Source organism: Streptomyces sp. NPDC052225, from assembly GCF_040679615.1.
Lineage (GTDB): Bacteria > Actinomycetota > Actinomycetes > Streptomycetales > Streptomycetaceae > Streptomyces.
This window is the reverse complement of the sequence record NZ_JBFAVD010000018.1, coordinates 73,905-100,212: the sequence shown is the minus strand read 5'-3', so window position 1 is coordinate 100,212 and position 26,308 is coordinate 73,905. Positions and strand designations below refer to the sequence as shown.

29 protein-coding genes and 1 pseudogene are annotated in these 26,308 nt (G+C 71.2%); 16 read left to right on the top strand and 14 right to left on the bottom strand.

What is annotated here, in order from left to right; genetic code table 11:
* Window positions 1-28: 28 nt before the first annotated feature.
* The 3 genes from tilS to dacB form a co-directional block, all read right to left on the bottom strand.
* The gene (gene tilS / locus AB0L37_RS25060; protein ID WP_365509537.1) at window positions 29-1,036 is read right to left on the bottom strand and encodes a tRNA lysidine(34) synthetase TilS; all 1,008 of its coding nucleotides are present in this window, start codon (window positions 1,034-1,036) and stop codon (window positions 29-31) included.
* Between the two features lie 209 nt (window positions 1,037-1,245).
* On the bottom strand, window positions 1,246-2,403 hold the full coding sequence (locus AB0L37_RS25055) for a zinc-dependent metalloprotease (protein WP_365509534.1): 1,158 nt from the start codon (window positions 2,401-2,403) through the stop codon (window positions 1,246-1,248).
* Between the two features lie 64 nt (window positions 2,404-2,467).
* On the bottom strand, window positions 2,468-3,922 hold the full coding sequence (gene dacB / locus AB0L37_RS25050) for a D-alanyl-D-alanine carboxypeptidase/D-alanyl-D-alanine-endopeptidase (RefSeq protein ID WP_365509531.1): 1,455 nt from the start codon (window positions 3,920-3,922) through the stop codon (window positions 2,468-2,470).
* Between the two features lie 122 nt (window positions 3,923-4,044).
* On the opposite strand from dacB, the gene AB0L37_RS25045 reads away from it, so the two are divergent.
* Window positions 4,045-4,536 carry an inorganic diphosphatase gene (locus AB0L37_RS25045; protein WP_188338262.1) on the top strand — a complete coding sequence of 164 codons (492 nt, stop codon included), beginning with the start codon at window positions 4,045-4,047 and terminating at the stop codon, window positions 4,534-4,536.
* A 123-nt stretch (window positions 4,537-4,659) separates the two neighbouring features.
* The gene (locus tag AB0L37_RS25040; RefSeq protein ID WP_365509527.1) at window positions 4,660-6,324 is read left to right on the top strand and encodes a threonine/serine exporter family protein; all 1,665 of its coding nucleotides are present in this window, start codon (window positions 4,660-4,662) and stop codon (window positions 6,322-6,324) included.
* A 97-nt stretch (window positions 6,325-6,421) separates the two neighbouring features.
* Here AB0L37_RS25040 and AB0L37_RS25035 read toward each other — a convergent pair.
* A pseudogene (locus AB0L37_RS25035) lies at window positions 6,422-7,048 on the bottom strand (VTT domain-containing protein); the annotation flags it as partial.
* Window positions 7,049-7,184: 136 nt separating this feature from the next.
* On the opposite strand from AB0L37_RS25035, the gene AB0L37_RS25030 reads away from it, so the two are divergent.
* Complete coding sequence (locus AB0L37_RS25030; RefSeq protein WP_338698913.1) at window positions 7,185-7,559, top strand: YbjQ family protein; 375 nt, start codon at window positions 7,185-7,187, stop codon at window positions 7,557-7,559.
* Between the two features lie 15 nt (window positions 7,560-7,574).
* Here AB0L37_RS25030 and AB0L37_RS25025 read toward each other — a convergent pair whose 3' ends face one another.
* Window positions 7,575-8,339 carry a MerR family transcriptional regulator gene (locus AB0L37_RS25025; RefSeq protein ID WP_365509524.1) on the bottom strand — a complete coding sequence of 255 codons (765 nt, stop codon included), beginning with the start codon at window positions 8,337-8,339 and terminating at the stop codon, window positions 7,575-7,577.
* A gap of 88 nt (window positions 8,340-8,427) precedes the next feature.
* On the opposite strand from AB0L37_RS25025, the gene AB0L37_RS25020 reads away from it, so the two are divergent.
* Window positions 8,428-9,735, top strand: a complete 1,308-nt coding sequence (locus AB0L37_RS25020) for an ion channel protein (RefSeq protein ID WP_365509521.1) — start codon at window positions 8,428-8,430, stop codon at window positions 9,733-9,735.
* Window positions 9,736-9,776: 41 nt separating this feature from the next.
* Complete coding sequence (locus AB0L37_RS25015; RefSeq protein ID WP_365509518.1) at window positions 9,777-11,204, top strand: glutamate decarboxylase; 1,428 nt, start codon at window positions 9,777-9,779, stop codon at window positions 11,202-11,204.
* Window positions 11,205-11,220: 16 nt separating this feature from the next.
* On the opposite strand, the gene AB0L37_RS25010 is transcribed toward AB0L37_RS25015, so the two are convergent.
* A complete protein-coding gene (locus tag AB0L37_RS25010; protein ID WP_365509515.1) occupies window positions 11,221-11,832 on the bottom strand; it encodes a PadR family transcriptional regulator in 612 nt (203 codons plus the stop codon).
* Window positions 11,833-11,929: 97 nt separating this feature from the next.
* Here AB0L37_RS25010 and AB0L37_RS25005 point away from each other — a divergent pair, with 97 nt between their 5' ends.
* The 4 genes from AB0L37_RS25005 (at window position 11,930) to AB0L37_RS24990 (ending at window position 13,579) form a co-directional block, all read left to right on the top strand.
* Complete coding sequence (locus AB0L37_RS25005) at window positions 11,930-12,322, top strand: VOC family protein (RefSeq protein WP_365509513.1); 393 nt, start codon at window positions 11,930-11,932, stop codon at window positions 12,320-12,322.
* Between the two features lie 5 nt (window positions 12,323-12,327).
* On the top strand, window positions 12,328-12,693 hold the full coding sequence (locus tag AB0L37_RS25000) for a metalloregulator ArsR/SmtB family transcription factor (protein ID WP_365509510.1): 366 nt from the start codon (window positions 12,328-12,330) through the stop codon (window positions 12,691-12,693).
* The gene (locus AB0L37_RS24995; RefSeq protein WP_365509508.1) at window positions 12,690-13,178 is read left to right on the top strand and encodes an SRPBCC domain-containing protein; all 489 of its coding nucleotides are present in this window, start codon (window positions 12,690-12,692) and stop codon (window positions 13,176-13,178) included. Before AB0L37_RS25000 ends, AB0L37_RS24995 begins: the two co-directional genes overlap by 4 nt.
* Window positions 13,179-13,339: 161 nt before the next feature.
* Entirely contained in the window at window positions 13,340-13,579 is a 240-nt protein-coding gene (locus AB0L37_RS24990) for a DUF397 domain-containing protein (protein ID WP_365509505.1), read from the top strand.
* A gap of 55 nt (window positions 13,580-13,634) precedes the next feature.
* Here the strand turns inward: AB0L37_RS24990 and AB0L37_RS24985 are convergent, their stop codons facing one another.
* Complete coding sequence (locus AB0L37_RS24985) at window positions 13,635-14,132, bottom strand: ATP-binding protein (RefSeq protein ID WP_365509502.1); 498 nt, start codon at window positions 14,130-14,132, stop codon at window positions 13,635-13,637.
* A 258-nt stretch (window positions 14,133-14,390) separates the two neighbouring features.
* On the opposite strand from AB0L37_RS24985, the gene AB0L37_RS24980 reads away from it, so the two are divergent.
* Window positions 14,391-15,257 carry a helix-turn-helix transcriptional regulator gene (locus AB0L37_RS24980; RefSeq protein ID WP_365509499.1) on the top strand — a complete coding sequence of 289 codons (867 nt, stop codon included), beginning with the start codon at window positions 14,391-14,393 and terminating at the stop codon, window positions 15,255-15,257.
* Window positions 15,258-15,356: 99 nt separating this feature from the next.
* Entirely contained in the window at window positions 15,357-16,832 is a 1,476-nt protein-coding gene (locus tag AB0L37_RS24975; protein WP_365509496.1) for an aldehyde dehydrogenase family protein, read from the top strand.
* A gap of 174 nt (window positions 16,833-17,006) precedes the next feature.
* Here AB0L37_RS24975 and AB0L37_RS24970 read toward each other — a convergent pair whose 3' ends face one another.
* Genes AB0L37_RS24970 through rpmG form a run of 3 tightly spaced genes read right to left on the bottom strand, consistent with a single transcriptional unit; the run spans window position 17,007 to window position 18,606 of the window.
* Complete coding sequence (locus AB0L37_RS24970) at window positions 17,007-18,161, bottom strand: GTP-binding protein (RefSeq protein WP_365509493.1); 1,155 nt, start codon at window positions 18,159-18,161, stop codon at window positions 17,007-17,009.
* On the bottom strand, window positions 18,158-18,436 hold the full coding sequence (locus AB0L37_RS24965; protein WP_365509490.1) for a type B 50S ribosomal protein L31: 279 nt from the start codon (window positions 18,434-18,436) through the stop codon (window positions 18,158-18,160). The genes AB0L37_RS24970 and AB0L37_RS24965 overlap by 4 nt, the downstream gene beginning before the upstream one ends.
* Before the next feature lie 5 nt (window positions 18,437-18,441).
* Entirely contained in the window at window positions 18,442-18,606 is a 165-nt protein-coding gene (rpmG, locus tag AB0L37_RS24960) for a 50S ribosomal protein L33 (protein WP_057612397.1), read from the bottom strand.
* 74 nt (window positions 18,607-18,680) lie between these two features.
* On the opposite strand from rpmG, the gene rpmB reads away from it, so the two are divergent.
* Genes rpmB through AB0L37_RS24945 form a run of 3 tightly spaced genes read left to right on the top strand, consistent with a single transcriptional unit; the run spans window position 18,681 to window position 19,782 of the window.
* The gene (rpmB, locus tag AB0L37_RS24955) at window positions 18,681-18,917 is read left to right on the top strand and encodes a 50S ribosomal protein L28 (RefSeq protein WP_365509486.1); all 237 of its coding nucleotides are present in this window, start codon (window positions 18,681-18,683) and stop codon (window positions 18,915-18,917) included.
* An 11-nt stretch (window positions 18,918-18,928) separates the two neighbouring features.
* Entirely contained in the window at window positions 18,929-19,234 is a 306-nt protein-coding gene (gene rpsN / locus AB0L37_RS24950) for a 30S ribosomal protein S14 (protein ID WP_365509483.1), read from the top strand.
* Window positions 19,235-19,293: 59 nt separating this feature from the next.
* Window positions 19,294-19,782 (top strand): hypothetical protein, encoded by a 489-nt coding sequence (locus tag AB0L37_RS24945; protein ID WP_365509480.1) that lies wholly within the window; start codon window positions 19,294-19,296, stop codon window positions 19,780-19,782.
* Between the two features lie 26 nt (window positions 19,783-19,808).
* Here AB0L37_RS24945 and AB0L37_RS24940 read toward each other — a convergent pair whose 3' ends face one another.
* Both AB0L37_RS24940 and AB0L37_RS24935 read right to left on the bottom strand, forming a co-directional pair.
* A complete protein-coding gene (locus tag AB0L37_RS24940; RefSeq protein ID WP_365509477.1) occupies window positions 19,809-21,965 on the bottom strand; it encodes an FUSC family protein in 2,157 nt (718 codons plus the stop codon).
* A 69-nt stretch (window positions 21,966-22,034) separates the two neighbouring features.
* Window positions 22,035-22,403 carry a helix-turn-helix domain-containing protein gene (locus tag AB0L37_RS24935; RefSeq protein WP_365509474.1) on the bottom strand — a complete coding sequence of 123 codons (369 nt, stop codon included), beginning with the start codon at window positions 22,401-22,403 and terminating at the stop codon, window positions 22,035-22,037.
* A gap of 228 nt (window positions 22,404-22,631) precedes the next feature.
* Between AB0L37_RS24935 and AB0L37_RS24930 the strand changes: the two genes are divergently transcribed.
* Window positions 22,632-23,735 carry a Gfo/Idh/MocA family oxidoreductase gene (locus tag AB0L37_RS24930; RefSeq protein ID WP_365509471.1) on the top strand — a complete coding sequence of 368 codons (1,104 nt, stop codon included), beginning with the start codon at window positions 22,632-22,634 and terminating at the stop codon, window positions 23,733-23,735.
* Here AB0L37_RS24930 and AB0L37_RS24925 read toward each other — a convergent pair.
* Window positions 23,732-24,853, bottom strand: coding sequence for a DUF2786 domain-containing protein (locus tag AB0L37_RS24925; protein ID WP_365509468.1), 1,122 nt, complete (start codon window positions 24,851-24,853; stop codon window positions 23,732-23,734). The genes AB0L37_RS24930 and AB0L37_RS24925 overlap by 4 nt on opposite strands.
* A complete protein-coding gene (locus AB0L37_RS24920) occupies window positions 24,850-25,251 on the bottom strand; it encodes a helix-turn-helix domain-containing protein (RefSeq protein ID WP_365509465.1) in 402 nt (133 codons plus the stop codon). Before AB0L37_RS24920 ends, AB0L37_RS24925 begins: the two co-directional genes overlap by 4 nt.
* Before the next feature lie 82 nt (window positions 25,252-25,333).
* Here AB0L37_RS24920 and AB0L37_RS24915 point away from each other — a divergent pair, with 82 nt between their 5' ends.
* Window positions 25,334-26,164: an NAD(P)H-binding protein gene (locus AB0L37_RS24915; RefSeq protein ID WP_365509462.1), complete on the top strand. Its 831-nt coding sequence runs from the start codon at window positions 25,334-25,336 to the stop codon at window positions 26,162-26,164.
* Window positions 26,165-26,308: the final 144 nt, after the last annotated feature.

Sequence of the window (26,308 nt, the reverse complement as noted above, 5' to 3'; positions counted from 1 at the left end):
ACCGGCCGCCGCGACGTGAGCCGCCGGATCAGCCTTGCCGGATGACCAGTCTGCCACCCTGCCGCTGGGCGACGACTTTGCCCGGGAGATTGATCTCTCCCTGACCGCGCCAGCCGGTGATCAGGCGGTCGACCTCTTCGATGTGGCGGGCGAACAGGGCGCCGGCGGGGGCGCCGGCCTCGATGGCGGCCTTGCGCAGGATGCGGCGGCGCACGGCGGGCGGCAGCGCGTAGAGCTTCGCGCATTCGAGGAGTCCGGCGGCGTCCCGTACGGATTCGGCGGCCTGCTGCGCCCAGGTGTCCAGCGCGTCGGCGTCGTCGCGGGACAACTGGGCCGTACGGGCGAGAGCCTCGACGACTCCTTTGCCGAGCGCCTTCTCCAGGGCGGGCAGCCCCTCGTGGCGCAGGCGCGAGCGCGTATAGGCCGGGTCGGTGTTGTGGGGGTCGTCCCAGACGGGCAGGTGCTGGACGAGGCACGCCTTGCGGGCGGTCTGCCGGTCGAGCGCGAGGAAGGGGCGGCGGTAACGGCCGCCGGCCCCCGAGACCGCGGCCATGCCCGACAGGGAGCGGATGCCGGAGCCGCGCGCGAGGCCGAGCAGGACGGTCTCGGCCTGGTCGTCGCGGGTGTGGCCGAGCAGGACGGCGGCGGCGCCGTGGCGCTCGGCGGCATCGTCCAGGGCGGCGTAGCGGGCGTCGCGCGCGGCGGCTTCGGGGCCGCCCTCGCGGCCTACTTCCACTGCGATGGATTCGGCGGGGGCCAGACCGAGGGCGGTCAGGCGCAGCACGACATCCTCGGCGCGGGTGTCGGAGCCGGGCTGCAGACCGTGGTCGACGGTGATGCCACCGGCGCGGATGCCGAGTTTGGGGGCTTCGAAGGCGAGGGCCGAGGCGAGCGCCATGGAGTCGGCGCCGCCGGAGCAGGCGACGAGGACCACGGGCGCGGGGTGTTCGGGGGCTTCGGGGTGTTCGTTGAGGATGTCGTGGAGGACGCGGCGGACCGCCAGGCGTATCGCCGCGACCGCAGGATGGGGACCCATGTCCGGTTCCCTTCATTCCGTTGTCTGGGGGGTGGGTGCGCCAACTAGGAATCAACTAGAACGGCTCAGTCGCTCAACGGTGACTCGGTGATTTCGGTCACGCAGAGTGTGTCGATGGTGACAGAGCCGAGCCGTTCCCTGAGCATTGCACGCCTACCCACGGCCTACGGTCCCTCGGATGGGTGATCCTGAGCAATTCAGGGCGTGGCTTACGGGGTGTCGTGAGCGCCGTCCGTCTTGTTGTGCACCCGCGCGACCCAGTCCGCCGGTTTCGCGATCTCCGCCTTGGTCGGCAGCGTGTTGGGCGACGTCCAGACGCGGTTGAAGCCGTCCATGCCGACCTCGTCGACGACCGCGCGGACGAACTTCTCGCCGTCGCGGTACTGGCGCAGCTTGGCGTCGAGGCCGAGGAGCTTGCGCAGGGCGAGGTCGAGCCGGGAGGCGCCCTTCTGCCTGCGCTGCTGGAACTTCTCGCGGATCTCGCCGACCGAGGGGACGACCGCGGGTCCTACGCCGTCCATCACGTAGTCCGCGTGGCCTTCGAGCAGGGACATGACGGCGGTGAGGCGGGCCAGGATCTCGCGCTGGGCGGGCGACTGGACCAGCTCGACGAGCGAGCGGCCGCCGTCGGCCGCCTCGCCGTCCTCTCCCTCCGGGCGTCCGCCGGCCAGCGACTGGGCGGCTTCGCGGATGCGCTCCAGGAACGTCGTCGGGTCGACCTCGGTCTCGGCGAGGAACGACTGGATTTCGCCCTCCAGGTGGTCGCGCAGCCAGGGCACGGCCGTGAACTGGGTGCGGTGGGTCTCCTCGTGCAGGCAGACCCAGAGCCTGAAGTCGTGCGGATCCACGTCGAGTTCGCGCTCCACGTGCACGATGTTCGGCGCTACGAGCAGGAGCCTGCCGCCGCCGTTCGGCGCGGCCGGGAGGTCGCGGGTGGCGGGGGCGAAGGTCTCGTACTGGCCGAGGACGCGGGAGGACAGGAACGACAGGAGCATGCCGAGTTCGACGCCGGTGACCTTGCCGCCGACCGCGCCGAGCATCGCCGGTCCCGGGCCCGAGCCGCGGCGCTCCTGCATCTTGTCGAGCAGGGGCTTGAGGAGCTCGCGGAAGCCCGCGACGTTGGCCTTCACCCAGCCGGGCCGGTCCACGACGAGGATCGGGGTGTCGTGGGCGTCCTCCGTGCCGAGGCGGGTGTACGCGCGGACGTGCTCCTCGGAGGCCTTGGCGTGGCGCCGCAGTTCCGAGACGACGGCGCGGGCCTCGTCACGGCTCACCTCCGGGCCTGGTCGTACGAGTCGGGTCGCGGTCGCCACCGCGAGGTTCCAGTCGACCATCCCTGAAGAGGCAGCACCGCCGATGCTCGTCATGCGTCAACGGTACGTGACCCTTCGGGTACGCGGAGGGGGTTGAACCCGGAGGAAACCCTGACCTTCAGCGGCAGCCGCAGTTGGCGACGGAGGAGGCGAGGCGGTCGAGTGCCGCCTGGGCCGAGCCGGGGATCGCCGTGCCCTCCGTCATGAACGCGAAGATGAGGAGGCGCCCGTCGGCGTCGACGACCGTGCCGGCGAGGGTGTTCACGCCGGTGAGGGTGCCGGTCTTGGCGCGTACCAGGCCCGTTCCCGAGGCGTCGGCCTCGTCCTCGTAGCGGCTGCTGAGCGTGCCGGTGAAACCGGCGACGGGCAGGCCCGTGAGGACGGAGCGCAGTTCGGGGCGGGTGGGGTCGGCGGCCTTGGTGAGCAGGGCGGTGAGCAGGTCGGCGGAGACCTTGTCGGTGCGGTCGAGGCCGCTGCCGTCGGAGAAGTGGGCGCCGGAGAGCGGCAGTTGGAGCGTGTCCAGCTGCTTCTTGATCGCCTGGCCCGCGCCGTCGAAGTCGTGGCTCTCGCCGGCGGCGATCGCGACCTGGCGGGCGAGGGCCTCGGCGATGTCGTTGTCGCTGTGCGTCAGCATCCGCTCGACCAGGGCGGACAGCGGCGGCGACTCGACCTTCGCGACGTCCTCGGCCCGGCCGGAGGCCTTGCCGGGTCCCGGGGTGCCCTTGGTCTTGATGCCGCGGTCGTGGAGCAGGTCGGCGAACTTTCCGGCGGCGGAGGTCGCCGGGTCGGCCGCGCGCGGGGCCGGGCCGCTGCTGGAGTCGTCGGTGCGGGCCTCGTCGACCATCAGGGCGCTGACCTGCGCGAGGTTCTCGTTCGGGCCGATGGGGTGGGTCGTCGGTCCGGAGTAGAGCGAGGTGTCGTACGAGAGGGTGACCTCGGTGGTGCCGTTCTTCTTGAGCGATGCGGCGGTGTCGTCGGCGAGGGTGCGCAGGTCGGCGGCACCGTAAGGATTCTTCTCGCGGGCCGTGAGGGTGGGGTCGCCGCCGCCGACCAGGACGAGCTCCCCGGAGTCGGGCTCCAGGGCGGTGCGGGTGGCGATGCGGTGGTCGGGGCCCGCGGCGGACAGCGCCGCGACCGCGGTGGCGAGCTTCGTGGTGGACGCCGGGGTGAGGGCGTCGCCCGCGGACTTTCCGTAGAGGCTCTTTCCGGTGACGGCGTCGACGACCGCGGCGGTGCGGTGGGTGCCGAGCGACGGGTCCTTCAGGAGCGGGTCGAGGACGTCGGCCAGGGCGCGCTTCGTCGGGCCCGGTACGGACGCTCCGGGGGCGGCGAGCACGGCGGGCGCGCTGGGTGCGGCGGACGGGGCCCCCGGGGACGTACGGCCGTGATCTGCGCCACCCCCGCCGCCCCGGGAAGCCGCCCGGACCACCTCGGCCTTACGCTGACCGGAAGAGTCCCAGGGGCCCGCCGTCGCCACCACGACAGCGGCGAGGGCCAGGCCCACGGCGGTGGCACCCACCGTGACGTGCTTGGTCTTGGACTTCGCAACAGACTGGGCAGCGGTCTTCGCCATCCCTGTCAGACGCTGCGAAGGCTTCGGCTCCGGCACCGCGGACCAGCCCCTTTCGCGATCACACACCTGCGTAGGGGACACTTAACCACCAGACGTTTGTGTTGATCATGGAGGAGCCACCGGTGGAGTTCGACGTTCTGATCGAGATCCCTAAGGGATCGCGGAACAAGTACGAGGTCGACCACGAGACCGGTCGCATCCGCCTCGACCGTCGTCTGTTCACGTCGACGGCCTACCCGACGGACTACGGATACGTCGAGAACACCCTGGGCGAGGACGGCGACCCGCTGGATGCCCTGGTCATCCTGGACGAGCCGACGTTCCCGGGCTGCCTCATCAAGTGCCGCGCGATCGGCATGTTCCGTATGACGGACGAGGCCGGCGGCGACGACAAGCTGCTGTGCGTCCCGGCGACGGACCCGCGGATGGAGCACCTGCGCGACATCCACCACGTCTCCGAGTTCGACCGCCTGGAGATCCAGCACTTCTTCGAGGTCTACAAGGACCTGGAGCCCGGCAAGTCCGTCGAGGGCGCCGACTGGGTCGGCCGCACCGAGGCCGAGGCCGAGATCGAGCGTTCCTACAAGCGCGCTCAGGACCAGGGCGGTCACTGACCCCGGTTGTTCCCGCACGGGCCGCACGACTCCGGAAGGGGTCGGGCGGCCCGTTCGCGTATTCGTGCGCATACTGAGGCGTACGGGAGGTAGACGCATACGCAGTCGCACGAAAGGCCAGAGGTGACGGAGCGGGAATCCGAGTCCGCCGAGGACCGCAAGCCGCAGTCCGACGAGGCGCGCAGTGCGTTCACCCAGCCCATCGGCGTCGTCTCCGCGCCCCCGGTGGTGGACGAGGAGTCGTCGACCACCTCGGAGTTCGCGCTCCCGCAGGGGCTGAGCGTGCAGCCGCAGGACGCCGCGGAGTCGGAGGGCTCCGCGTTCACGCCGCCGAGGACGTACAGCGCCCGGCAGTCGCCGCCCGCCTTCACGCCGCCGCACGGGATCCCCGTGGTCCGGCTGACGAAGGAGGCGCCCTGGCAGGACCGGATGCGCACGATGCTGCGGATGCCGGTCGCCGAGCGGCCCGCGCCGGAGCGGGTCCAGAAGGAGGACGACGCCGGGCCCGCCGTGCCGCGCGTGCTCGACCTGACGCTGCGTATCGGGGAGCTGCTGCTCGCGGGCGGTGAGGGCGCCGAGGACGTGGAGGCGGCGATGTTCGCCGTGTGCCGGTCCTACGGGCTCGACCGGTGCGAGCCGACGGTGACGTTCACGCTGCTCTCGATCTCGTTCCAGCCGTCGCTGGTGGACGATCCGGTGACGGCGTCGCGCACGGTGCGGCGCCGGGGCACCGACTACAACCGGCTCGCGGCCGTGTTCCGGCTCGTCGACGACATCAGCGACGAGGACATCGACGTCACGCTGGAGGAGGCGTACCGGCGGCTCGCCGAGATCCGGCGCAACCGGCACCCGTATCCGGGGTGGGCGCTGACCGCCGCGAGCGGGCTGCTCGCCGGGTCCGCCTCGATCCTCGTCGGCGGTGACCTGCTGGTGTTCATCGCGGCGGCGATCGGCGCGATGCTCGGCGACCGGCTCGCGTGGCTGTGCGCGGGGCGCGGATTCCCGGAGTTCTACCAGTTCACGGTGGCCGCGATGCCGCCGGCGGCGATCGGGGTGCTGCTCACCCTCGCCGACGACTACGTCCATGTGGGCGCGTCCTCGGTGATCACCGGTGGGCTGTTCGCGCTGCTGCCGGGGCGGGCGCTCGTGGCGGGCGTCCAGGACGGTCTGACGGGCTTCTACATCACGGCGTCCGCCCGCCTGCTCGAAGTCATGTACTTCTTCGTCGGCATCGTCGTCGGCGTGCTGATCATGCTGTACGTGGGGGTGCAGCTGCACGCGCAGCTCAACCCGGAGGCGGCGCTGAAGGTCGTCGACCGGCCGTACTGGCAGATCGCGGCGTCGATGGCGCTGTCGCTCGCGTTCGCCGTGCTGCTCCAGCAGGAACGGTCCACCGTGCTCGCGGTGACGCTCAACGGCGGTGTGGCGTGGGTGGTGTACGGCGCCCTGCACGACGCGGGCGGGATCTCCCCGGTCGCCTCGACGGCCGCGGCGGCGGGGCTCGTCGGCCTCTTCGGCCAGCTCTTCTCGCGCTACCAGTTCGCGTCGGCGCTGCCGTACGTCACGGCTGCCATCGGCCCGCTGCTGCCGGGTTCGGCGACGTACTTCGGACTCCTGGCCATCGCGCAGAACGACGTGGACGCGGGGCTCGTCTCCCTGTCCAAGGCGGCGGCGCTGGCGATGGCCATCGCGATCGGCGTGAACCTCGGTGGCGAGATCTCCCGCCTGTTCATCCGCTCCCCCGGGGCCTCGGGCCGCCGGGCGGCCAAGCGGACCCGAGGGTTCTAGAGGGCTCCGCAGAGAGCTCTCAAGGCCGCTACCGCTTGGCGTGGCGGCCGCGCTGGGAGCCGGCCGGCGGCGGGACCGTGCCCGGGTCGGCCGGGGCCGCCTTCTTCGACTTGCCGCGGGCGCGCAGGAACTCGATCGCGATCGGGACCACCGAGACGAGGACGATCAGGATCAGGATCGCCTCGATGTTCTTGTGCACGAACTCGATGTTGCCCAGCCAGGAGCCGAGCAGCGTCACGCCGGCGCCCCAGAGCACACCGCCGATCACGTTGAACGTGAGGAACGAGCGGTACTTCATGCCGGAGACGCCCGCGATGATCGGCGTGAACGTCCGGACGATCGGCACGAAGCGGGCCAGGACCAGCGACTTCGGGCCGTGCTTCTCGAAGAACTCGTGCGCCTTCTGCACGTTCTCCTGCTTGAACAGCTTGGAGTCCGGGCGCTTGAAGAGGGACGGTCCGACCTTCTTGCCGAACATGTAGCCCGCCTGGTCGCCGAGGATGGCGGCCGCGCAGATCAGCGCGATCGCCGCCCACAGCGGGAAGTCCAGCTGGTTCGACGTGATCAGCAGGCCGCAGGTGAACAGCAGCGAGTCACCCGGCAGGAAGAAGCCGATGAGCAGGCCCGACTCGGCGAACACGATCAGGAGCAGCCCCCAGATGCCGAACGTGTTCAGCAGATGGTCCGGGTCCAGCCAGCTTGGTCCGAGAGCAAGCGTCATCACGGGTCCGGGCTCCTGAGGGGTGGTGGGGCAGGCAAAAGGCAACGGCGGTGCAAAGTTATCAACGCCGGTCCGCCGTGCCAGGTTCCAGTGGCCCTCTCAGGATGCACTGTGCGTCAACTGTGGCAAACCTGTCCGTATGGGTATCGAAGAGTTCGGCAGCGGCCAGAACCCGCAGTCCGACGTGCTCGTCGTCACCACCAACGACGTGCCGGGCTACCGGGTGCAGCAGGTGATCGGTGAGGTGTTCGGGCTGACCGTGCGGTCGCGGCACCTCGGCAGCCAGATCGGCGCGGGCCTGAAGTCGATGATCGGCGGCGAGCTCAAGGGGCTCACGAAGACGCTGGTCGAGACGCGGAACCAGGCCATGGACCGGCTGATCGAGCAGGCGCGGGCGCGGGGCGCCAACGCCGTGCTCATGTTCCGCTTCGACGTGACCGAGGCGATGGACGGGGCCGCCGAGGTGTGCGCGTACGGGACCGCCGTCGTCATCGCCCAGGAGCCCATGGTGTAGCGGCTGTGGGCGGTGTCACGCTTCCTGGTGACGGGCCGCGTTCGCGCGGATCGCGTCGCGCAGGTGCTCGGCGACGCCCTCGCCCATGGAGTCGTAGTACGCCTTGAAGCGCTCATCGGCCACATACATGTCGCCGAAACAGATGTGCATCTCGTACGGGACCTCGAAGAACCAGCGCGTCACATGAAGGCGGTGTTCCTCGGCCATGTCCATCGCCTCGTCCGAGGCGGGCTCCGTGCCGGCCGCGACGAGGGCGGCGTAGCGCGTGCCCCAGTCGTCGACCTCCTCCTTCATGCGCGCCCAGTCGGCCTTGCTGTAGGTCGCGGCGCGGCGCTGCGACTCGGCGTACGCCTCGGTGCCGCCCCAGCGTTGCTCGGCCTCCTCGGCGTACTGCTCGGGGTCCTTGTCCCCGAAGACCTCGAACCGCTCCTCGGGGGTGAGCTGGATACCCATCTTCTGTGCCTCCATGGCGTGTTCGACGGCGTCGGCCATCTTCTGCAGTCGTTCGATACGGGCGACCAGCACGTCGTGCTGGCGCTTGAGGTGGGCGCGCGGGTCCGTCTGCGGGTCGTCGAGGAGGGTCTGGACCTCGTCGAGCGGGAAGCCGAGTTCCCGGTAGAAGAGGACCTGCTGGAGCCGGTCCAGGTCCTGTTCGCTGTAGCGGCGGTGGCCCGCGTGGTTGCGCTCGCTCGGCACGAGCAGGCCGATCTCGTCGTAGTGGTGCAGGGTGCGCACCGTGACACCGGCGAATCCGGCCACCTGGCCCACGGAGTAACTCATGGGTTCAGCTTGGGTCCTCACGTCACGTGAGGTGCAAGCCCCGGACTCTCCGGGTGTTATGTGGCGTATGTCCGCTTAGGGTGACGCCGTGAGTACTCCCGTCGACGCCGCGACGCCACCGGCTCCGCCCCCCGCCCCGCCGCCCGCGTCCGCGCGCACGCTGCTCCCGCTCGTCGTGCCCGCGATCGTGGTCGGCGTGGTGTGCAGCCTGCTGTTCCTCGCCCTGAGCTGGATTGCGGAGCGGCTCCAGGACGTGCTGTGGGAGCACCTGCCGGACGCGCTCGGCATCGGCGGCTACTCGGCGCTGTGGATCATCGTCATGCTCACCCTGACGGGCGTCGCGGTCGGCCTGATCATCTGGAAGGCGCCCGGACACGCGGGCCCCGACCCGGCGACGATGGGCCTCGGCGGCGAGGAGCCGCTGCCCCCGTACGTCCTGCCGGGTCTCGCCGTCGCCGCCGCCCTGATGCTGGCCGGCGGTCCGAGCCTCGGCCCCGAGAACCCGATCATCGCCGTCAACGTGGGCCTGATGTTCTGGCTCGGCCGCAAGCTCCTGCCGAAGGCGCCGGGCGCGCTGTGGGCGAACCTGGCGTCGGCCGCGACCATCGGCGCCCTGTTCGGCACGCCGATCGCCGCCGCGCTGCTCGTCTCCGAGATGCTCGCGGGCCGCCCGCTGCCGATGAAGGGCTCGCTGTGGGACAACCTCTTCGGGCCGCTGCTCGCCGCCGCCGCGGGCGCGATGACCACCACGCTCGTCGCCTCGCCCTCCTTCGACCTGGGGCTCCCGCCGCTCGCCGAGCCCGACTGGAAGGACGTCCTCGCGGCGATCGTGGTCGCCTGCGCGGGGGCGGTGCTCGCCATGGCCGCCGTGTACGCGTTCCCGTACGTGCACGCCGCCTTCCGCCGGCTGCGGCACCCGATGCTGATGCTGCCGCTCGGCGGTCTCGTGCTCGGCCTGCTCGGCGTGCTGGGCGGTGAACTCACGCTGTTCAAGGGCCTGGAGGAGGTCAAGGAGATCGCCGAGGACCCGGACGGCCGCTCGGCGGGGTCCTTCGCGCTGCTCGCCGTGGTGAAGCTCGCGGCGCTGCTGATCGCCGCGTCGTGCGGGTTCCGGGGCGGGCGGATCTTCCCCGCGGTCTTCGTGGGCGCCGCCTTCGGCCTGTTCGCGCACGCGCTCGTGCCCGGGGTGAACCCGTCGGTCGGGATCGCGGCGGGCGTGCTCGGCGTGCTGCTCGCCGTCACCCGCTCCGGCTGGGTCAGCCTCTTCACGGCCGCCGTCCTCGTCTCGTCCCCCGCGATCATCGCCCTCATGTGCATCGCGTCCCTGCCCGCCTGGCTCCTGGTGACGGGGCGCCCGCAGATGCAACTGTCGCAGGACGGCTCGGCGTTGCGCTGACACCGCGCCCCCTCACCCCCGTCCATGAAGGAGTTACGGCCATGGCACCGCTGCACCAGAGTCCCGCCGACCGGTACGGCAAGCCGGACGAGCGTCCGCTCTCCGTCAACCCCTTCTACGGCGAGGCGAATCCGGCGGCCGGGATGACCGACGCGCCGCCCAAGCACCGGCTGCCGGACGGGCCGCTCGCGCCCGCGACCGCGTATCAACTCGTCCACGACGAACTGATGCTGGACGGCAACGCGCGCCTCAACCTGGCCACCTTCGTCACCACCTGGATGGAGCCGCAGGCCGGTGTCCTGATGGGCGAGTGCCGGGACAAGAACATGATCGACAAGGACGAGTACCCGCGGACGGCCGAGCTGGAGCGGCGGTGCGTGGCGATGCTCGCCGACCTGTGGAACGCGCCCGATCCGACGACCGCCGTCGGCTGCTCGACGACCGGGTCGAGCGAGGCGTGCATGCTCGCCGGGATGGCGCTCAAGCGGCGCTGGGCGCTGAAGAACGCGGACCGGTACCCGTCGCGGGAGGCGCGGCCCAATCTGGTGATGGGCGTGAACGTGCAGGTCTGCTGGGAGAAGTTCTGCACCTTCTGGGAGGTCGAGGCGCGGCAGGTGCCGATGGAGGGCGACCGCTTCCATCTGGACCCGGCCGCGGCCGCCGAGCTGTGCGACGAGAACACGATCGGCGTCGTCGGCATCCTCGGCTCCACCTTCGACGGGTCGTACGAGCCGATCGCCGAGCTGTGCGCGGCTCTCGACGCCCTTCAGGAGCGGACCGGGCTCGACATCCCGGTCCACGTGGACGGCGCGTCGGGCGGGATGGTCGCGCCGTTCCTCGACCCGGACCTGGTGTGGGACTTCCGGCTGCCGCGGGTCGCCTCCATCAACACCTCGGGCCACAAGTACGGCCTCGTCTACCCGGGCGTCGGCTGGGCCCTGTGGCGCGACGCCGAGGCGCTCCCCGAGGAACTGGTCTTCCGCGTCAACTACTTGGGCGGCGACATGCCCACCTTCGCCCTGAACTTCTCGCGCCCCGGAGCCCAGGTCGTCGCGCAGTACTACACGTTCCTGCGCCTGGGCCGCGAGGGCTACCGCGCCGTGCAGCAGGCCACGCGGGACGTGGCGCGCGGCCTGGCCGAACGGATCGAGGCGCTCGGCGACTTCCGGCTGATCACCCGGGGCGACGAGTTGCCGGTCTTCGCGTTCACGACGGCGCCCGACGTCACGGCGTACGACGTCTTCGACGTGTCACGGCGGCTGCGGGAGCGCGGCTGGCTGGTCCCGGCGTACACGTTTCCCGCGCACCGGGAGGATCTGGCGGTGCTGCGGATCGTGTGCCGCAACGGCTTCTCGTCCGATCTCGCGCATCTGCTGATGGAGGACCTGGACCAGTTGCTGCCCGAACTGCGGTCGCAGCCGCACCCGTTCACGCGCGACCGGGACGCGGCCACCGGCTTCCATCACTGACGCGGTGCACGCGGCCTTACGCGTACGGGTTCCTCTCGCCCTCCGCGAGGACGCCCACGAACGGCTCGCCCTCGCCCGCGAAGGTGTACGCGCCGCCCTTGACGCGGGCGATCAGGGAGCGGGTCCACTCCGCGCCGGTGTCGGCCGAGTGGACCCAGTAGTTCATGATCTCGCCGATGTGGCCCAGCTGTTCGGGGCCCTCGGCGGGCGTGTAGTACTCGGTGACCGAGCGCCGCCACTCCTCGACGCGGCGCACCCGCTCCTCCAGGAGCGCCACGACCTCGTCGCGCGGCAGGTCGACCATGCAGCCGAGCGCCGCCGCGAGGTTGTCGGGCCGCTGGTCGTACGAGGTCAGCGCCTCGCGCACCAGGTCGAGGTACTCCTGCCTGCCCTGCTCAGTGAGCTCGTACTCGGTGCGCGGCGGGCCGCCGGCCGTGGAGGGCGCCGTCTCGTGGGCGTGCAGCAGGCCTTGCTTCTCCATCGCCTTGAGCGCGTGGTAGATCGACCCGGGCTTCGCGTTCGACCACTCGTGCGCGCCCCAGTACTCCAGGTCGGCGCGCACCTGGTAGCCGTGCGCGCGGCCGTGCTGGCGTACGGCACCGAGCACCAGGAGCCGGATCGTTGACATGCGCTCCAGAGTATGGCCTGCCGCATCGGCCCGGACGCATGCGTAGGGGATCCCCTACGTTTGACGCGTAGGAAATTCCCTACGTATCGTGGAGTGCATGAACAACGAGCGCACCAACACCATCACTCACGCCTCTTTCATCACCCTCCCCGTCACCGACCAGGACCGCGCCCTGCGCTTCTACGTCGACGTGCTCGGCTTCGAGGTCCGGGTGGACCGGGAGATGCCGCCCGGCCGCTGGCTCCAGGTCGCCCCGGCCGGGGCGCAGACCGTCTTCACGCTCTCCGGGCCCGGGATGGGGAATTCCGTGCCGGGCACGGCACAGGGGATCATGTTGGTGACGACCGATGTCGACGCCGACTGCGCGCGCCTCGCCGCGGCCGGGGTGGAGGTCACCGGGCCCGACGAGATGCCCTGGGGCCGGATGGCCGGCTTCCGCGACCCGGACGGCAACGGTCTGATGCTCATCACAGAGAAGGAAGGCGCCTGACCGCCATGGCCACCGCGAGCGCGCGCACGTCCGAGTCCGCCGCCGGGCAGGACCGGCTCTTCGCCGCGCTCGCCAACGGCACCCGCCGTGAGGTCCTGCGCCTGCTGCGCGAGGCGGGGCCGCAGCCGGTGCAGGCGATAGCCGACCGGTTCGACATGGCACGCCCTAGCCTCTCGGAGCACCTCAAGGTGCTGCGGGAGGCCGGCCTCGTCAGCGAGGAGCGGGCCGGGCGGCAGCGCATCTACCGCCTGGAGGCCGCGCCGCTCGCCGACGTGCAGGACTGGCTGCACCCCTACGAGCGGTTCTGGCGGCAGAAGCTGATGGGTCTCGGGGATGTGCTGGACTCCATGCCCGACGATGATCCTTCATGAGCCCCAGTGACGCCGATGACATCAGCGGCCTCGGTGAGAGCGGCGATCTCACCACCATCACCGTCGACCAGTTCTTCCCTCATCCGCCCGCCAAGGTGTGGCGCGCGCTGACCGAGCCCGAGCTGATCGCCCGCTGGATGATGCCGGGCAGCGAGGACTTCCGGCTCAGCGTCGGGCACCGGTACGCCATGACCGCCGTACCGCGGCCGAACACCGGCTTCTCCGGGACGGTCGACGTCGAGGTTCTCGCGTACGAGGACGAACGGATGCTCAGCGTCCGGTGGGCCGACCGCTCCCCCGCCAACTCGGCCGACTGGACGATCACTTGGACGCTGGAGCCGGAAGGGCGCGGGACGCGTCTCATTCTTGTGCACGAGGGATTCGATCCGGACGATCCGGCACAGGCGATGGCGCGGAAGATCATGGACGGCGGGTGGCGTTCGCATGTCATGGGCGCGCTGGGGCAGGTGCTGGCGGAGCTGTAACCGGAGGACCACCCCGCGTGCACGTGCATCTGCCCATGCATCTGCATATGAACGCAGCTATGATCCTGGACAGTTGGGCAGTTGATCTCTGCTGAGTCGATCCCTGCTCTCGCATCTGCCCCAGGGCAAGTTCACCGTCACAGCACCACCGGGAGCGAACCGTGCATCACGTGTACAACGGCATGGCGGCCACGGAGCTGCACGGCGTGACCTGGCAGAAGAGCAGGCACAGCAACTCCCAGGGTTCTTGCGTGGAGTTCGCCAAACTGCCCGGCGGGCGGGTGGCCGTCCGCAACTCGAACTTCCCCGACGGGCCCGCGCTCGTCTACACGCCGGCCGAGATCGAGGCCATGCTGCTGGGCGTGAAGGACGGGGAGTTCGACCATTTGATAGCCACCTGACCCGTCGTCAGGTGGCTTACGCGCGTAGATTTTCGGTGCGCGCGTGCTGTGCAGATCAGAGCGCGAACAGCGCCCAGACCACCTTGCCGCTCAGTGTTCCCGCCAGCGGATGCCAGCCCCAGCTGTCGCTGAACGAGTCGACGAGGAAGAGGCCGCGGCCCGACTCCGCCGAGAAGTCCTCCTCCACGGCGCCCCCGTCCGCGTACCGGTCCACCGGGCTTTCGTTGCTGGGGTCGCGCACCGCGCACACCACGCGCGACGTCCAGCGCATCAAGTGCAGCCGCACCGGCGGGTCCTGGTCGTAGGGGGTGTCCGCGGGGAGCGCGTGGCGCAGCGCGTTCGTCACCAACTCCGAGACGACGAGACAGATGTCGTCGAAGCGCTCCGGGACGTCCCAGTCGGCGAGCGTGCGGCGCGTGAACTCCCGTGCGCTGCCCACCGCTTCGTATCGCGCGGCCAGTGCGCACGATGCGGCGCTGGAGACGGCCGAGGGGTCGAGTGGGGGCAGGCCCTGCCTTAACGGCTCGAGCATGGTCGATCCATTCGTCCCCATGCGAGGCACTCCCCAGTTTCGCGTACGTAGCGAGCGGTGGTGGCGACCATCGTTCCGAATGCGTACAACGGATGCAAGGGCAGATGCACGTGCACGCGCCCGACTTGGAACCGCCCGTACCACTTCTTGACCATTTCTTCCTACGACTTCTTGCGCAGCCCTTTCGTGATCTTTCCGTTTCTGTAACCGAACGAGTACGGGCTGGAGCGTTTTAATGGCAGACTTCGGCCCTTGAACCGATGGGGAGGATGAAGAGACGTGACCGCTGGGGAGTCGAGCGGCTCGGTGGTGCGGCGCATTCTGCTGGGCTCGCAACTGAGGCGCCTGAGGGAATCGCGCGGCATCACGAGAGAGGCTGCCGGCTACTCGATCCGCGCCTCCGAATCGAAGATCAGCCGCTTGGAGTTGGGACGGGTGAGCTTCAAGGCGAGGGACGTCGAGGATCTGCTGACGCTGTACGGGGTCACGGACGGGGCCGAGCGCGAGGCCCTGCTCTCCCTCGTGAAAGAGGCCAACGTCGCGGGCTGGTGGCACAGTTACTCGGATGTGCTGCCGGGGTGGTTCCAGACGTACGTGGGTCTGGAGGGCGCCGCTTCGGTGATCCGGGGGTACGAAGCGCAGTTCGTGCACGGGCTGTTGCAGACCGAGGCGTACGCCCATGCCGTCGTCGCCCAGGGCATGCGGGGGGCCGCCGCCGAGGACATCGACCGGCGGGTCGCGCTGCGTCTCGCCCGGCAGAAGCTGCTCGTCTCCGAGCGGGCGCCCGACGTCCATATCGTGCTCGACGAAGCCGCGTTGAGGCGTGTGCAGGGTGGGGCCGAGGTCATGCGGGGGCAGCTCGAGCATCTGGTCGACGTCGCGCAGTTGCCTCATGTGACCTTGCAGGTCATGCCGTTCAGCCATGGGTGGCATGCCGGTGAGTCGGGGACCTTCACCATGTTGACGTTTCCTGAGTCCGATCTGTCCGATGTTGTTTTTCTTGAACAGCTCACCAGCGCCCTGTACTTGGACAAGCGGGAGGATGTCGCTCAGTACGAGAAGGCGATGGAGGACCTGCGGGGGCAGTGTCCGTCGCCGGAGGAGAGTGTCGTGCTGCTGCGGAGCGTCATGCGCGAATTTGGTTGAATGCAGCGGGAGTTGATCGGCTTCCTGCTGTAAGTGCCCAGTCTCGGACGTACGATGACGTCTCATCAGGTGACCGGCGCTGCAGCAAGGGATCTCCCCATGACCTCACAGTCCGCACACGCGTACTTCACGGAACTGGACCGGCAGTTCATCGACGGCTCGTGGCGCCAGGGGCGCGGGTCGTGGGACATCATCGACTTCAACCCGTACAACGGCGACAAGCTGGCCTCCATCACCATCGCCTCGCTGGATGAGGTCGACGAGGCGTACCGGGCCGCCGAGCGGGCGCAGAAGGACTGGGCGAAGACCAACGCGTATGCGCGGCGGGTCGTCTTCGAGAAGGCGCTGCGGCTGATCGAGGAGCGCGAGGAGGCGATAGCCGAGGCCATCGTCGACGAGCTCGGCGGGACGCGGGTCAAGGCCGGGTTCGAGCTGCACCTCGCCAAGGAGTTCCTGCGCGAGGCCGTGCAGTTGGCGCTGCGGCCGCAGGGGCGGGTCATTCCCTCACCCGTGGACGGCAAGGAGAACCGGGTCTACCGGGTGCCGGTGGGGGTGGTGGGTGTCATCTCGCCGTTCAACTTCCCGTTCCTGCTGTCCCTTAAGTCTGTTGCGCCTGCTTTGGCGTTGGGGAACGCCGTCGTACTCAAGCCGCATCAGAACACGCCGATCTGCGGTGGGTCGCTGGTTGCGAAGATCTTTGAGGACGCCGGGTTGCCGGGTGGGCTGTTGAACGTCCTCATCACGGACATCGCCGAGATCGGTGACGCCTTGTTGACGCATCCCGTGCCGAAGGTCATCTCGTTCACCGGGTCCGACAAGATCGGGCAGCATGTCGCGACCGTCTGCGCCTCGCAGTTCAAGCAGGCCGTGCTCGAACTGGGCGGGAACAGCGCGCTGACCGTGCTCGACGACGCCGACATCGACTACGCCGTCGACGCCGCCGTCTTCAGCCGGTACGTGCACCAGGGGCAGGTCTGCATGGCCGCGAACCGGATCCTCGTCGACCGCAAGGTCGAGAAGGAGTTCACGGAGAAGTTCGTGGCGAAGGTGAAGACGCTGCGGGCCGGGGATCCCCGCGATCCGGCCACCGTGATCGGGCCTGTCATCAACTCCGCGCAGGCCGAGGCGATCTCGGGCGTTGTCGAGCAGGCCGTCGCGGAGGGGGCGACCGCGTTGGTGCGGGGGTCTGTGGAGGGGAATCTCGTGGAGCCTGTGGTGCTGAGTGGGCTGCCTGCTGATTCTGATGTGCTGCGGCAGGAGATCTTTGGGCCCGTTGCTCTTCTTATTCCGTTCGACGGGGACGAGGAGGCGGTGCGGATCGCCAACGACACTCCGTACGGGCTGAGCGGGGCCGTGCACACCGGCGACATCGAGCGGGGTGTGGCCTTCGCCCATCGGATCGACACCGGGATGATCCATGTGAACGACGGGACCGTGCACGACGAGCCGCTCGTCGCCTTCGGCGGCGAGAAGCGGTCCGGACTCGGGCGGTTGAACGGTGAGGCGACCGTTGAGGCCTTCACCACTCAGAAGTGGATCTCCGTGCAGCACGGGCGGAGTCAGTTCCCGTTCTGAGCCGCCCCCTGTGTGAAGTGGGGCGGGGCCGCGGCGGGGTGCCTCCTCGGCCGGATGGGTGTCGTCGTCTCCGGACGACCGAAGTCGCGCATCCGGCGCTGAGTTCCTGCGGTGTCCTGCGGGGGCACCCCGCCGCGTCCCCTCGCGTTCGTTCGTGGCTGCGGGTGCGTGGTCTCAGGCTTCGGGTTGCAGGAACGTGTCGAAGGCCGGGGTTTGCTTCAGGTGGCGCCACGCTGTCTTGCCTTGTGCGTACTCCGCGTCCGTCAGGAGGCAGGAGTGCAGGAGTTGATCCAGGGCTTCGCGGTCCAGGCCCGGTGATGTGAAGACCAGGTGCTGGCAGCAGTCGCCGTGTTCGGGATGCCAGTCGAGGGCCGCGGCTGCTCGGCGCATGGGCGGGACCATGTCCCACGCGGCGTCGGGCAGCGCCTTGAGCCAGGGGCCCGCGCTCTCCACGCACAGGGCGCCGCCGGCCGCGTCCCAGTGCAGCAGGGTGTCCGGGCGGTCGGCCAGCCAGAAGCGGCCGCGGCTGCGGGCGGCCGCGCAGGTGAGGTCCTCCAGGGCCGCGTAGAGCCGCTCGGGGTGGAACGGGCGTCGGGCGTGCCACACCATCGTCGCCACGCCTGCTTCGTCCGCGTCGGTGGGCAGCAGGGCGCAGGCCGGGTGCTGGGCCGCTGCCGCCGCCTCCACGTCGAAGCTTCCGGTCAGTGCTGCCGGGGCCAACGTGCCGCTGCCCAGGCGTACTTGGTGGGCCGTGGGGTGCAGCTGGGTGAGCAGGGCGCGGTCCTCGTCGTCGGCCTCCGGTGAATCCGCGACGGCGAGTACGGGTGCGTACTCCAGCTGGCGTGCCCAGGTGTCGGCGACCGTGCGCTGGTCGGTGGCGGCCGCGGCGAGACCGGCGTCCATGAGGTCGTCGCCGTTGCCCAGGTAGGGCAGGAGCAGCGCCGGGTCCACCGCGGTGATCACGGTGGCGAGGGGGAGGTGTTCGCCGCCGTGGCCGGTCACCACCTCCGCCATCGCCTTGGGCTCCACCGAGTCCCAGAGTTCGACCACGGCCAGGCGGGTGAGTCCCGCGTCGGCCAGGCGTTCCAGTTCGGGGACCAGGTCCTCGCGCAGGGCGCAGCACGCGCAGTCGTTGACGAGGGGGGCCTCGCCGGTGGTGAGGACTCCGGTGGCGTCGCGGAGGGCTCTGACGACCGTGCCTTGTACGGCGGTGGAGAGGTCGTGGTGGAGGGCGACGCTGCCGGGAATGGATGTGAGCAGCTCGTCGACGGCGGCCCGCCGCGCATCCGCGTGCAGGCCGCCGACGATCACGACGGGCAGTCGGTTCACCGGCCCGACTGCTTCTGGCCGGCCTGCTTCCCGAACCGGCGCTCGAAGCGCTCCACACGGCCCGCGGTGTCCAGGACCCGCTGGTTACCGGTGTAGAAGGGGTGGCTGACGTTCGAGATCTCGACGTCGACCACGGGGTACGTGTGTCCGTCCTGCCATTCGATCGTCCCGCTCAGCCGGTCGCTCGTCATTGTCGAGCGGGTCAGGAAAGCGTGGTTCGCGGCGCGGTCCCGGAAGACGACGGGACCGTACGTGGGGTGGATGCCGTTCTTCATGAAGCTCAGCGCTCCTCTCGGAAGTCGACGTGGCGGCCCGCTACGGGGTCGTACTTGCGCAGGGTCATGCGGTCGGGGTCGCTGCGGCGGTTCTTGCGCGTCACGTACGTGAAGCCGGTCCCCGCGGTGGACCTGAGTTTGATCACCGGTCGGAGTTCGTTGCGTGCCATGTGGCTAGTATATGAAAATGGCTGTCGTTTTCAATAGCGGCTGCTCCGTTCCTGACGAGAGGTGCATCACTGTCATGTCCGCGCACTGCATGCTGACCGGGGCCTCCCCCGGCTTCGGCAACTCCATCTCCCACTCCCACCGGCGCACCTCGCGCCGCTTCGACCCGAACGTCCAGCGCAAGCGGTACTGGCTGCCGAGCGAGGGCCGTCACGTGCGGCTGCGGCTCAGTGCCAAAGGGATCAAGACCGTGGATTCCATCGGGATCGAAGCTGCCGTCGCCCGGATTCGGGCTCGCGGCGTGCGTGTGTGAGGGGCTGGATCGTGGCTAAGAAGAGCAAGGTCGTGAAGGACGAGCGGCGGCGGGCCGTCGTCGCCCGGTATGCCGTACGGCGGGCCGCATTGAAGGCTGTGGTGCGGCGGGCGAGCAGTACCGATGCCGAACGGGCCGCAGCCGTGGCCGAGTTGGCGCGGCAGCCCCGGGACGCCAGCGCCACCCGCGTACGCAACCGGGACAGTGTGGACGGGCGGCCCCGCGGTTATCTGCGGGCCTTCGGGCTGTCGAGGATCCGGGTGCGTGAGCAAGCGCACGCAGGATTCCTGCCCGGCGTCCGCAAGTCCTCCTGGTGACTGCTGGTAACTTGCGGGGCGTTTCCGCCCGGGCAACAGCAGTGACGTAGGGGGATGTCGTGCACATCAGGAACGTACGGGTCGTCGCGGGGGCCGCCGCTGTCGTGGCCGCGCTGGCCGTCAGCGGGTGCAGTGGGGATGACGGGGGCGGCGGCAAGGACAAGGAGTCGAAGACGCCGAGTTCCTCGTCCGCCCCGGCCGACGGCGGTGGCTCCGTCGGGTCCGCGAAGGATGCCGAGGGGATCTGGAGCGCCACCACCGACGGGCAGGCCGTCGTGCTCGTCGTCGGCGGCAAGCAGGCGTCGCTGAGCACCGGCGACGGGCATCTGTGCACCGGCAGCGTCGCCGACACGGGCAAGCTGACGTTCGCGTTGAAGTGCGCCGACGGGAACACCGAGCGCAACACCGGCACCGTCCAGTCCGGCGACGGTACGACGATGACGGTGTCCTGGGACGGCGGGGCGAAGGACACGTTCACGAAGTCGAAGGACGGGAAGCTGCCGGGCGGGCTGCCGAGTGCCCTTCCCAGTGGGCTGCCCACCGGCTGACGGGTCCTGCGGGCCGGGCACGGGTTTTACGGGCCGGGCTTCTCCGCGTCCGCCGGCTTGACCGTCATCGGTGGTACGTCGTGGTCGAGGGCGTCCGAGAGGTCTTCGAGGGTCTCCAGGAGCAGGCCCGCGCCGCGGCGGACCACCCGGTCGGGGACGCCCTCGCCGTCCCAGGCGTCGAGGGCGTCGCGGACCGGCTTCCAGCGCGGGACCCGGCGTTCGCGCAGGGCCCGGGCGCCGTCGGCGGTCGCCGTGCGCAGGGCGTCGGCGAGCGCCGCGGCCGCCGGGACCGGGGTGGCGTCGCGGTCCGGCAGGTGCGCCTCCATCAGCATCGCCACGCGGCCCAGGTGATGCAGGGCGTCGGCGGCGTCGTCGGCCGCGGCGCGGGACAGGCCGCGGTGGCGTACGGGCTCCGTCTTGGCCCGCGCCGCCGCCTCCAGCCAGGCGATGTGGGCGGCCCGGGCCTTCAGCAGGGCCTCGCGGACGTCCGGGCAGGCCTTGCCCTCGGGGCGGGCGTAGTGGCCGACGACCGCGGCCGCGTACTCGCCGAGCGCGGCCAGCCAGTCGGCGAGGCGGGTGCGCAGGCGCGGGGTCTCCCAGGCCGGGTAGAGGGCGTACGAGAGCATCGCGAGCAGGCCGCCGACGAGGGTGAGGACGACGCGTTCGGGGACCGTCTGGTCCCAGGCCTCGCCGCCCATGCCGAGCAGGAACACCACGTACATGGCCACGCAGGCCTGCGCCGCGAGCTGGCCCGTGCGCATGAGCAGGTACATCAGGCCCGCGAAGACGACGGCGAGCGCGGCGGACAACGTCGTTCCCGGGTCGGCGAGCTGGACGATGCCGGTGGCGACGGTGACGCCGACGAGGGTGCCGCCGAAGCGGGCCACCGCACGGGAGTACGTCTGCGAGAAGTCCGGGCGCATGACCATCACGGCCGACATCGGCGCCCAGTAGCCGTGGCCGAGCGGGAGGGCGTTGCCGATCAGGTAGCCGGCCACCGCGACGGTGCTGACCCGGGTGGCGTGGCGCAGGATCGGGGAGCCGGGCCTCGCCTCCTTGCGGATCGCCCGCACGGCGACCGGCAGGAGCTGGATCAGCGTGGGGCGGCTGAGCGGTTTCGCCTGGGGCGGGGGCGCGGGCTGAGGTACGGGGCGGGCGCGGCGGAACGGGTGGGCCCAGGTGGCGGCCGGGGTCTCCTCGACGCCGCCCGCCGTCTCCACCACGTCGCGCAGCAGTGAGCCGAGGCGTTTGGCCGCCCGCGCCGGCGGGCCCGCGAGGATCGCGCCCGTGTCCGGCGTGCGGAACGCGGCGATCGCGCCCGACGGGATCGTGACCGGGGTGCCGTGCCGGATCGCGCGGGCCGCCGCGTCGAGGATCGAGCCCGCCGCGGCGAGGAGTTCACGCACCCGGTCGCGTTCCGGACCGTCGGCCGGGACGCCCACCGCCGGGTCGGCGAGGGAGGCGAGGACCGGGCGGATCCGCTCGGCGATGCCGCGGGTGCCGTGCAGCTGGGCGGGGCGGGTGCGGGCCTGGCGCGGGGTGAGCGCGGCGGCGCTGCGGGCCAGCATCAGCGGCTGCGGGTCGAACGGCGCGACCGGGTCGTGCCGCAGCCGCCGCGCGTAGTCGGCCTCGGCGGCGAGCGCGTCGGCCAGCGCGTCGCGGTGCGCTCCCCATCTCCGTACGGGAAAGAGGATCACCAGCGTCGCCTGCACCAGGCCGCCGAACGCCATCATCGCCGCGTGGCCCGCCGCCTGGCCGATCGACGTCGGCAGGGTGATGGTGACCAGCATCATCGCGACGTTCGACGAGGCGATGATGCCGATCGTCGGGCCCGCCGCCCAGGCCAGGCCAGCCAGGAACGTCCACACCGCGAGCAGCGGCAGGAAGAGGAAGAGGTGCGAGCCGGTGAGGTAGCCGAGGAACGTGGAGAGGCCGAGGCTCGCGCCGGAGGCGATGGCCAGTTCGGGGCGGGGGCGCCAGCTGCGCTGGAACGTGGCGATCGCCGCCTGGTACGCGCCGAACGCCGAGCCCGCCGCCACCGCCGGGCCGAACAGGGTCAGGGCCACGGTGAGCACGATCGCGAGGCCCGCGGCGCCGCGCAGGGCGATCAGGGGTTCCAGACGTTTGCGCTCGACCGTCAGGCCCGAGCGCGTGGTGTCCTTCAGCGCCCGGAACCAGCTCACCTCGCCAGAATACGGTCATACGCCGTTAAATCGGCCAGCCGGGCTCGCGCCCCGCGGTCCGGCCCGCGCTCAGGCCTCGTCGCGCAGGACCAGGTCGAGCAGGCCCGGGAAGCGCTCGCCGAACTCCTCCTCGCGCAGCCGGTTCAGGCGGCGCGCCCCCGCATCCTTCTGCTCCAGGAGCCCCGCCTCGCGCAGCACCGCGAAGTGGCGGCTCAGCGTGGCCTTCGTGACCGGGACGTCGAAGGTGCCGCAGGTCCGCTGCCAGGGGCCGGACGCGGCCAGTTCCCGTACGAGGGTGCGGCGGACGGGGTCCGCGAGGGCCAGCAGGGCGGACTCCAGGGAGACCTCGCGGGGGTGGACGTGGGTGGGGGCCGTGCGATGGCCGGCGGGGGCCGGGGTCGGGGTCGGAGCAGGGGTCGCGGTCTCTTGGGCCGTCATCGTGGGGGCTTCCCTTCCGAGGTGGAGTCCGGGGCGAGTCCGAGGTCCGAGGTGGGGTCCGGGCGTGCGGCGCGGGCCGTGGAACTCATCGAGCGCTGGGCCGATCCATGGAGCACTCAGTCGATCTTGCAGAGTGTTCGATGGCGTGCGTACACTCCCCGCATCTTGTGTTCGTCGTACGTCGAACACCATACCGCCTGCTGTCGTACCGCCCCCGAGGAGCCCGCCATGCCGTCGTCCCCGCAGCCACCCGTCCGCGTCGGCATCGTCGGCCTCTCCGCGCGCGGCGGCTGGGCCGCCCGTGGCCACCTGCCCGCGCTGCGGCAGCTGGACGGGTTCGAGGTGCGCGCGCTCTCCGCGAGCAGCGCCGCCTCCGCGCGGCAGGCCGCCGAGAAGTACGGGGTCCCGCACGCGTTCGGCTCGGCCGCCGAACTCGCCGCGTCCGACGAGGTCGACCTCGTCGTCGTCACCGTCAAGGTGCCCGACCACCGGGAGATCATCGAGGCCGCCCTCGCCGCGGGGAAGGCGGTGTTCTCCGAGTGGCCGCTCGGCACCGGACTCGCCGAGGCCGAGGAGCTGACCGCGCTCGCCGCGCGGCGCGGGGTGCGCACCTTCACCGGCCTCCAGGCGCGCTCCGCGCCGCTCGTGCGCTACCTGCGCGACCTCGTCGCCGACGGGTACGCCGGCGAGGTGCTCTCCACCAGCCTGGTGGCCTCCGGGCGGGGCTGGGGCGCGCAGTTCCCGCAGGGCGCCGCCTACCTGCTCGACCGGGCCGCGGGCGCCAACATGCTCACCATTCCGTTCGGGCACACCCTGGACGGGCTGACGTCGGTGTTGGGCGACGTCGATTCCGTGAGCACGGTCACCGCGACCCGGCGCCGCGAACTCAAGGACCCGGGCACCGGCATCGTGCACCGGCCCGACGTCGCCGACCAGGTCGTGCTCGGCGCGGTGCTCGCCTCCGGCGCGGTGGCCTCCGTGCACTACCGGGGCGGCCTGACCCGCGGCACCAACTTCCACTGGGAGATCAACGGCACCGACGGCGACCTCGTCGTCACCGGCGACCACGGGCACCTCCAGATGGGCGAGTACGTCCTCACCGGGGCGAGCGGCCCCGAGGCGAGGGAGCTCGCCCAACTCCCTGTCCCCGACCGGTACTTCGAGCCCGGCCTCGCGGCCCTGCGCGGCACCGACGCGTACAACGTCGGCGCCGCGTACGCACAGATCCGCCGCGATCTGGCGGACGGCACGTCCGTGGTGCCGGACTTCGCGCACGCCGCGCGCCACCACCGGCTGCTCGAACGGATCGAGCGGGCGGCAGGACGCGTCTAGGGCTTGTCGATCCGGGCCCGCCGGCCCGCCGCCGTGCCCTCGTCCCAGCCCGCCTCGTCCGTGACGCCCCTCATCCGCGTCGTCACCGTCTCGGGGAACATCTCCTCGGTCCGGTCCGCCACCGCGACGTCCCGCGCCGCCAGGACCGGCAGCACCTCCCCCGTCGCCGCGGTCACTTCACCGGCCACCGCGGTGAGCCGGGCGCCGACGCGATGGGCGTACGCGGCGAGGAACGACTGCCGGAACGTCTTCGTACGCTTTCTGCCGCCCGCCCGCTGCTCCGCCTCGGCCCGCGTCATCGCGGCGTCGCCCTGCACGAGCAGTGACGTATAGAGCAGCTCCACGATCTCCAGGTCCGACGCGAAGCCGACGACCGTCGAGAAGCCGAACGCGCTGTTCCACACGGCACGGCAGCGGTTCGCCGTCGACACCGCGTCGAGCAGCACCGCCTTCGCCGTCTCGTACGGGGCGTCGACGCCGATCCGGCACGCGGCCGGCGCGTCCTTCGCATGCGTACGGGACGCGAGCAGCGCCTCGTCGACCGCGTGCCGGGCCATCAGCTCCTGCGCCTTCGCGGTCAGCGCCTCGGCCTCCGGCGGATACCCGGTCGCCTCCGCCTTCGCGAGCAGCGCGCGGATCCGGGCGAGAGCGCGGGAATCGCCCGCCACCGGCGCCGTCACCGACGCCCCCGGCACCGGGCCGACCGGCTCGATCGGCGGCAGCCGCAGCAGCAGCCGGTACAGCTCCAGGGCGCGGGTCGCGGCGGAGAACCGGTCCGTGGGCGCGGGGGCCTCGTCCGGCAGCTCCGCGAGCTGGGCGGACCAGCGCGGCGGCAGGGTGTCGTAGCGGGCCGTCTCGGCGCGGATCAGCCGGGCGGCCAGGCGTACGTGCGCCGCGTCGAGCCCTTCCTCCCGTACGACCATGCGGATCACGTCGGCCGGCTGCCAGCCGCGCTCCCACGCCCGGCGCACGAACTCCCGCCCCCGGGCGTCGAGTTCGGCGTCCGCGGACGGGTCGGCGGCGAGGAGGGAGGCGCCGGTGTCCGTGCCCTGCGCCCGGGTGTCGTCTTCGGCGTACAGGGCGGCGGCGAAGGCACGGTCGACCGTGGTCTCGGTCATGCCCGGTCGGCCTCGTCCCAGGCCGCGCGGGAGGCGGCGATGGCCGGCTTGTGCGCGCGGGACCAGTCGGCGAGGCCCTTGATGAGGTGCGTGAGGCTGTGGCCCGTCTCGGTCAGCTCGTACTCGACCTGCGGCGGGACGGTGGCGTACACGGTCCGCCTGAGCAGTCCGTCGCGCTCCAGGCGGCGCACCGTCAGCGTCAGCATGCGCTGCGAGATGCCGGTGACGGCGCGCTGAAGCTCCCTGAACCGCCGTACGCCCGAAGCGAGTTCGACGACGACGAGCACCGACCACTTGTCGCCGAGCCGGTCGAGGACGTCGCGGATCCCGCAGTCGTCGTGGTCCTCACAGGTGACGACCGGGTCCGGAGTGGTTACCCCGGTGTGCCCTACTGACATGAAACTGCCTCCTTCCGCGGCCGCTCCCGCGCCCCCACGATGGTCTCAGCACCGACAAGGCACTCGACGAGGGGGATCTTCCATGCTGCTGGTCACAGGCGCCTCTGGCGAACTGGGCACGCTGATCGCACAGCGGCTCGCGGGCCGCGACGACGTTCTGTTCGGGACCCGCGCGCCCGCGGACGCGGAGGGCCTGCGGCGGATCGACTTCGACGACCCCGCGTCCCTGACGGCCGGGTTCGACGGGGTGACGACGCTACTGCTGATCTCGGCCGGTTACGGGGAGGACGACGCCGTCATCGCCCGGCACGACGCGGCGATCACGGCGGCCGAGAAGGCGGGCGTGCGGCACGTCGTCTACACGAGCCTGTCCGGCGACGGCGACCACCTCACGTACGCGCTCGCCCACCGCTGGACCGAGCGCCGGCTGCGCGAGTCGACCCTCCCGTCCTGGACGGTGCTGCGCAACGGCCTCTACGCCGAGCTCCTCTCCTTCCTCGCCGCGCCCGACGCCGACGGTGTGATCAGCGCGCCGCTCGGCACGGGGCGGCTCGCCGCCGTCGCCCGCGCCGACCTCGCTGAGGTCGCCGCCCGGGTCGCCCTCGATCCCGCGGCGCACGCGGGACGCACGTACGAGCTGATCGGTGAAGTGGCCGTGGGCGGCGCCGAGTTGGCGGCGGCGAGCGGGGCGGCGTACGCGCCGGGCACGCTCGCCGAGGCCCGTACCCGGATCGCCGACTCCGGCGCCCTGGCGTTCCAGGTGCCGATGCTCGTGGGCACGTACTCGGCGATCGCGGCGGGCTTCATGGACGGTTCCGGGATCGCGGCGGGCGAGCGGTCGGCGCTGCGCGAGCTTCTGGGGCGTGCGCCGCGGCCGGCGATCGAGGCCTACGCGGAGGCTTTGGGTCGCTGACGGTCAATCGGCTGGTGGGCGAGGCCTACACGGAGGCCTTGGGTCGCTGACGGTCAACCAGCCGGCGGGCGAGGCCTACACGGACGCTTGGGGTCGCTGACGGTCAACCGGCTGGCGGGCGAGGCCAGTTCGGGCCCGTACGCG

What these genes read in the sequence shown, in the direction of transcription:
- AB0L37_RS24995 (WP_365509508.1), top strand. Translation starts at nt 12,690, where the DNA reads ATGAGCCCCAGTGACGCCGATGACATCAGCGGCCTCGGTGAGAGCGGC.
- AB0L37_RS24925 (WP_365509468.1), bottom strand. Translation starts at nt 24,853, where the DNA reads ATGACCGAGACCACGGTCGACCGTGCCTTCGCCGCCGCCCTGTACGCC.
- AB0L37_RS24915 (WP_365509462.1), top strand. Translation starts at nt 25,334, where the DNA reads ATGCTGCTGGTCACAGGCGCCTCTGGCGAACTGGGCACGCTGATCGCA.
- tilS (WP_365509537.1), bottom strand. Translation starts at nt 1,036, where the DNA reads ATGGGTCCCCATCCTGCGGTCGCGGCGATACGCCTGGCGGTCCGCCGC.
- AB0L37_RS24930 (WP_365509471.1), top strand. Translation starts at nt 22,632, where the DNA reads ATGCCGTCGTCCCCGCAGCCACCCGTCCGCGTCGGCATCGTCGGCCTC.
- AB0L37_RS24935 (WP_365509474.1), bottom strand. Translation starts at nt 22,403, where the DNA reads ATGACGGCCCAAGAGACCGCGACCCCTGCTCCGACCCCGACCCCGGCC.
- AB0L37_RS24965 (WP_365509490.1), bottom strand. Translation starts at nt 18,436, where the DNA reads ATGAAGAACGGCATCCACCCCACGTACGGTCCCGTCGTCTTCCGGGAC.
- rpmG (WP_057612397.1), bottom strand. Translation starts at nt 18,606, where the DNA reads ATGGCACGCAACGAACTCCGACCGGTGATCAAACTCAGGTCCACCGCG.
- rpmB (WP_365509486.1), top strand. Translation starts at nt 18,681, where the DNA reads ATGTCCGCGCACTGCATGCTGACCGGGGCCTCCCCCGGCTTCGGCAAC.
- dacB (WP_365509531.1), bottom strand. Translation starts at nt 3,922, where the DNA reads ATGGCGAAGACCGCTGCCCAGTCTGTTGCGAAGTCCAAGACCAAGCAC.
- AB0L37_RS25010 (WP_365509515.1), bottom strand. Translation starts at nt 11,832, where the DNA reads ATGTCAACGATCCGGCTCCTGGTGCTCGGTGCCGTACGCCAGCACGGC.
- AB0L37_RS25005 (WP_365509513.1), top strand. Translation starts at nt 11,930, where the DNA reads ATGAACAACGAGCGCACCAACACCATCACTCACGCCTCTTTCATCACC.
- AB0L37_RS25055 (WP_365509534.1), bottom strand. Translation starts at nt 2,403, where the DNA reads ATGACGAGCATCGGCGGTGCTGCCTCTTCAGGGATGGTCGACTGGAAC.
- AB0L37_RS25000 (WP_365509510.1), top strand. Translation starts at nt 12,328, where the DNA reads ATGGCCACCGCGAGCGCGCGCACGTCCGAGTCCGCCGCCGGGCAGGAC.
- AB0L37_RS25015 (WP_365509518.1), top strand. Translation starts at nt 9,777, where the DNA reads ATGGCACCGCTGCACCAGAGTCCCGCCGACCGGTACGGCAAGCCGGAC.
- AB0L37_RS24975 (WP_365509496.1), top strand. Translation starts at nt 15,357, where the DNA reads ATGACCTCACAGTCCGCACACGCGTACTTCACGGAACTGGACCGGCAG.
- AB0L37_RS24920 (WP_365509465.1), bottom strand. Translation starts at nt 25,251, where the DNA reads ATGTCAGTAGGGCACACCGGGGTAACCACTCCGGACCCGGTCGTCACC.
- AB0L37_RS24985 (WP_365509502.1), bottom strand. Translation starts at nt 14,132, where the DNA reads ATGGGGACGAATGGATCGACCATGCTCGAGCCGTTAAGGCAGGGCCTG.
- AB0L37_RS25030 (WP_338698913.1), top strand. Translation starts at nt 7,185, where the DNA reads ATGGGTATCGAAGAGTTCGGCAGCGGCCAGAACCCGCAGTCCGACGTG.
- AB0L37_RS25025 (WP_365509524.1), bottom strand. Translation starts at nt 8,339, where the DNA reads ATGAGTTACTCCGTGGGCCAGGTGGCCGGATTCGCCGGTGTCACGGTG.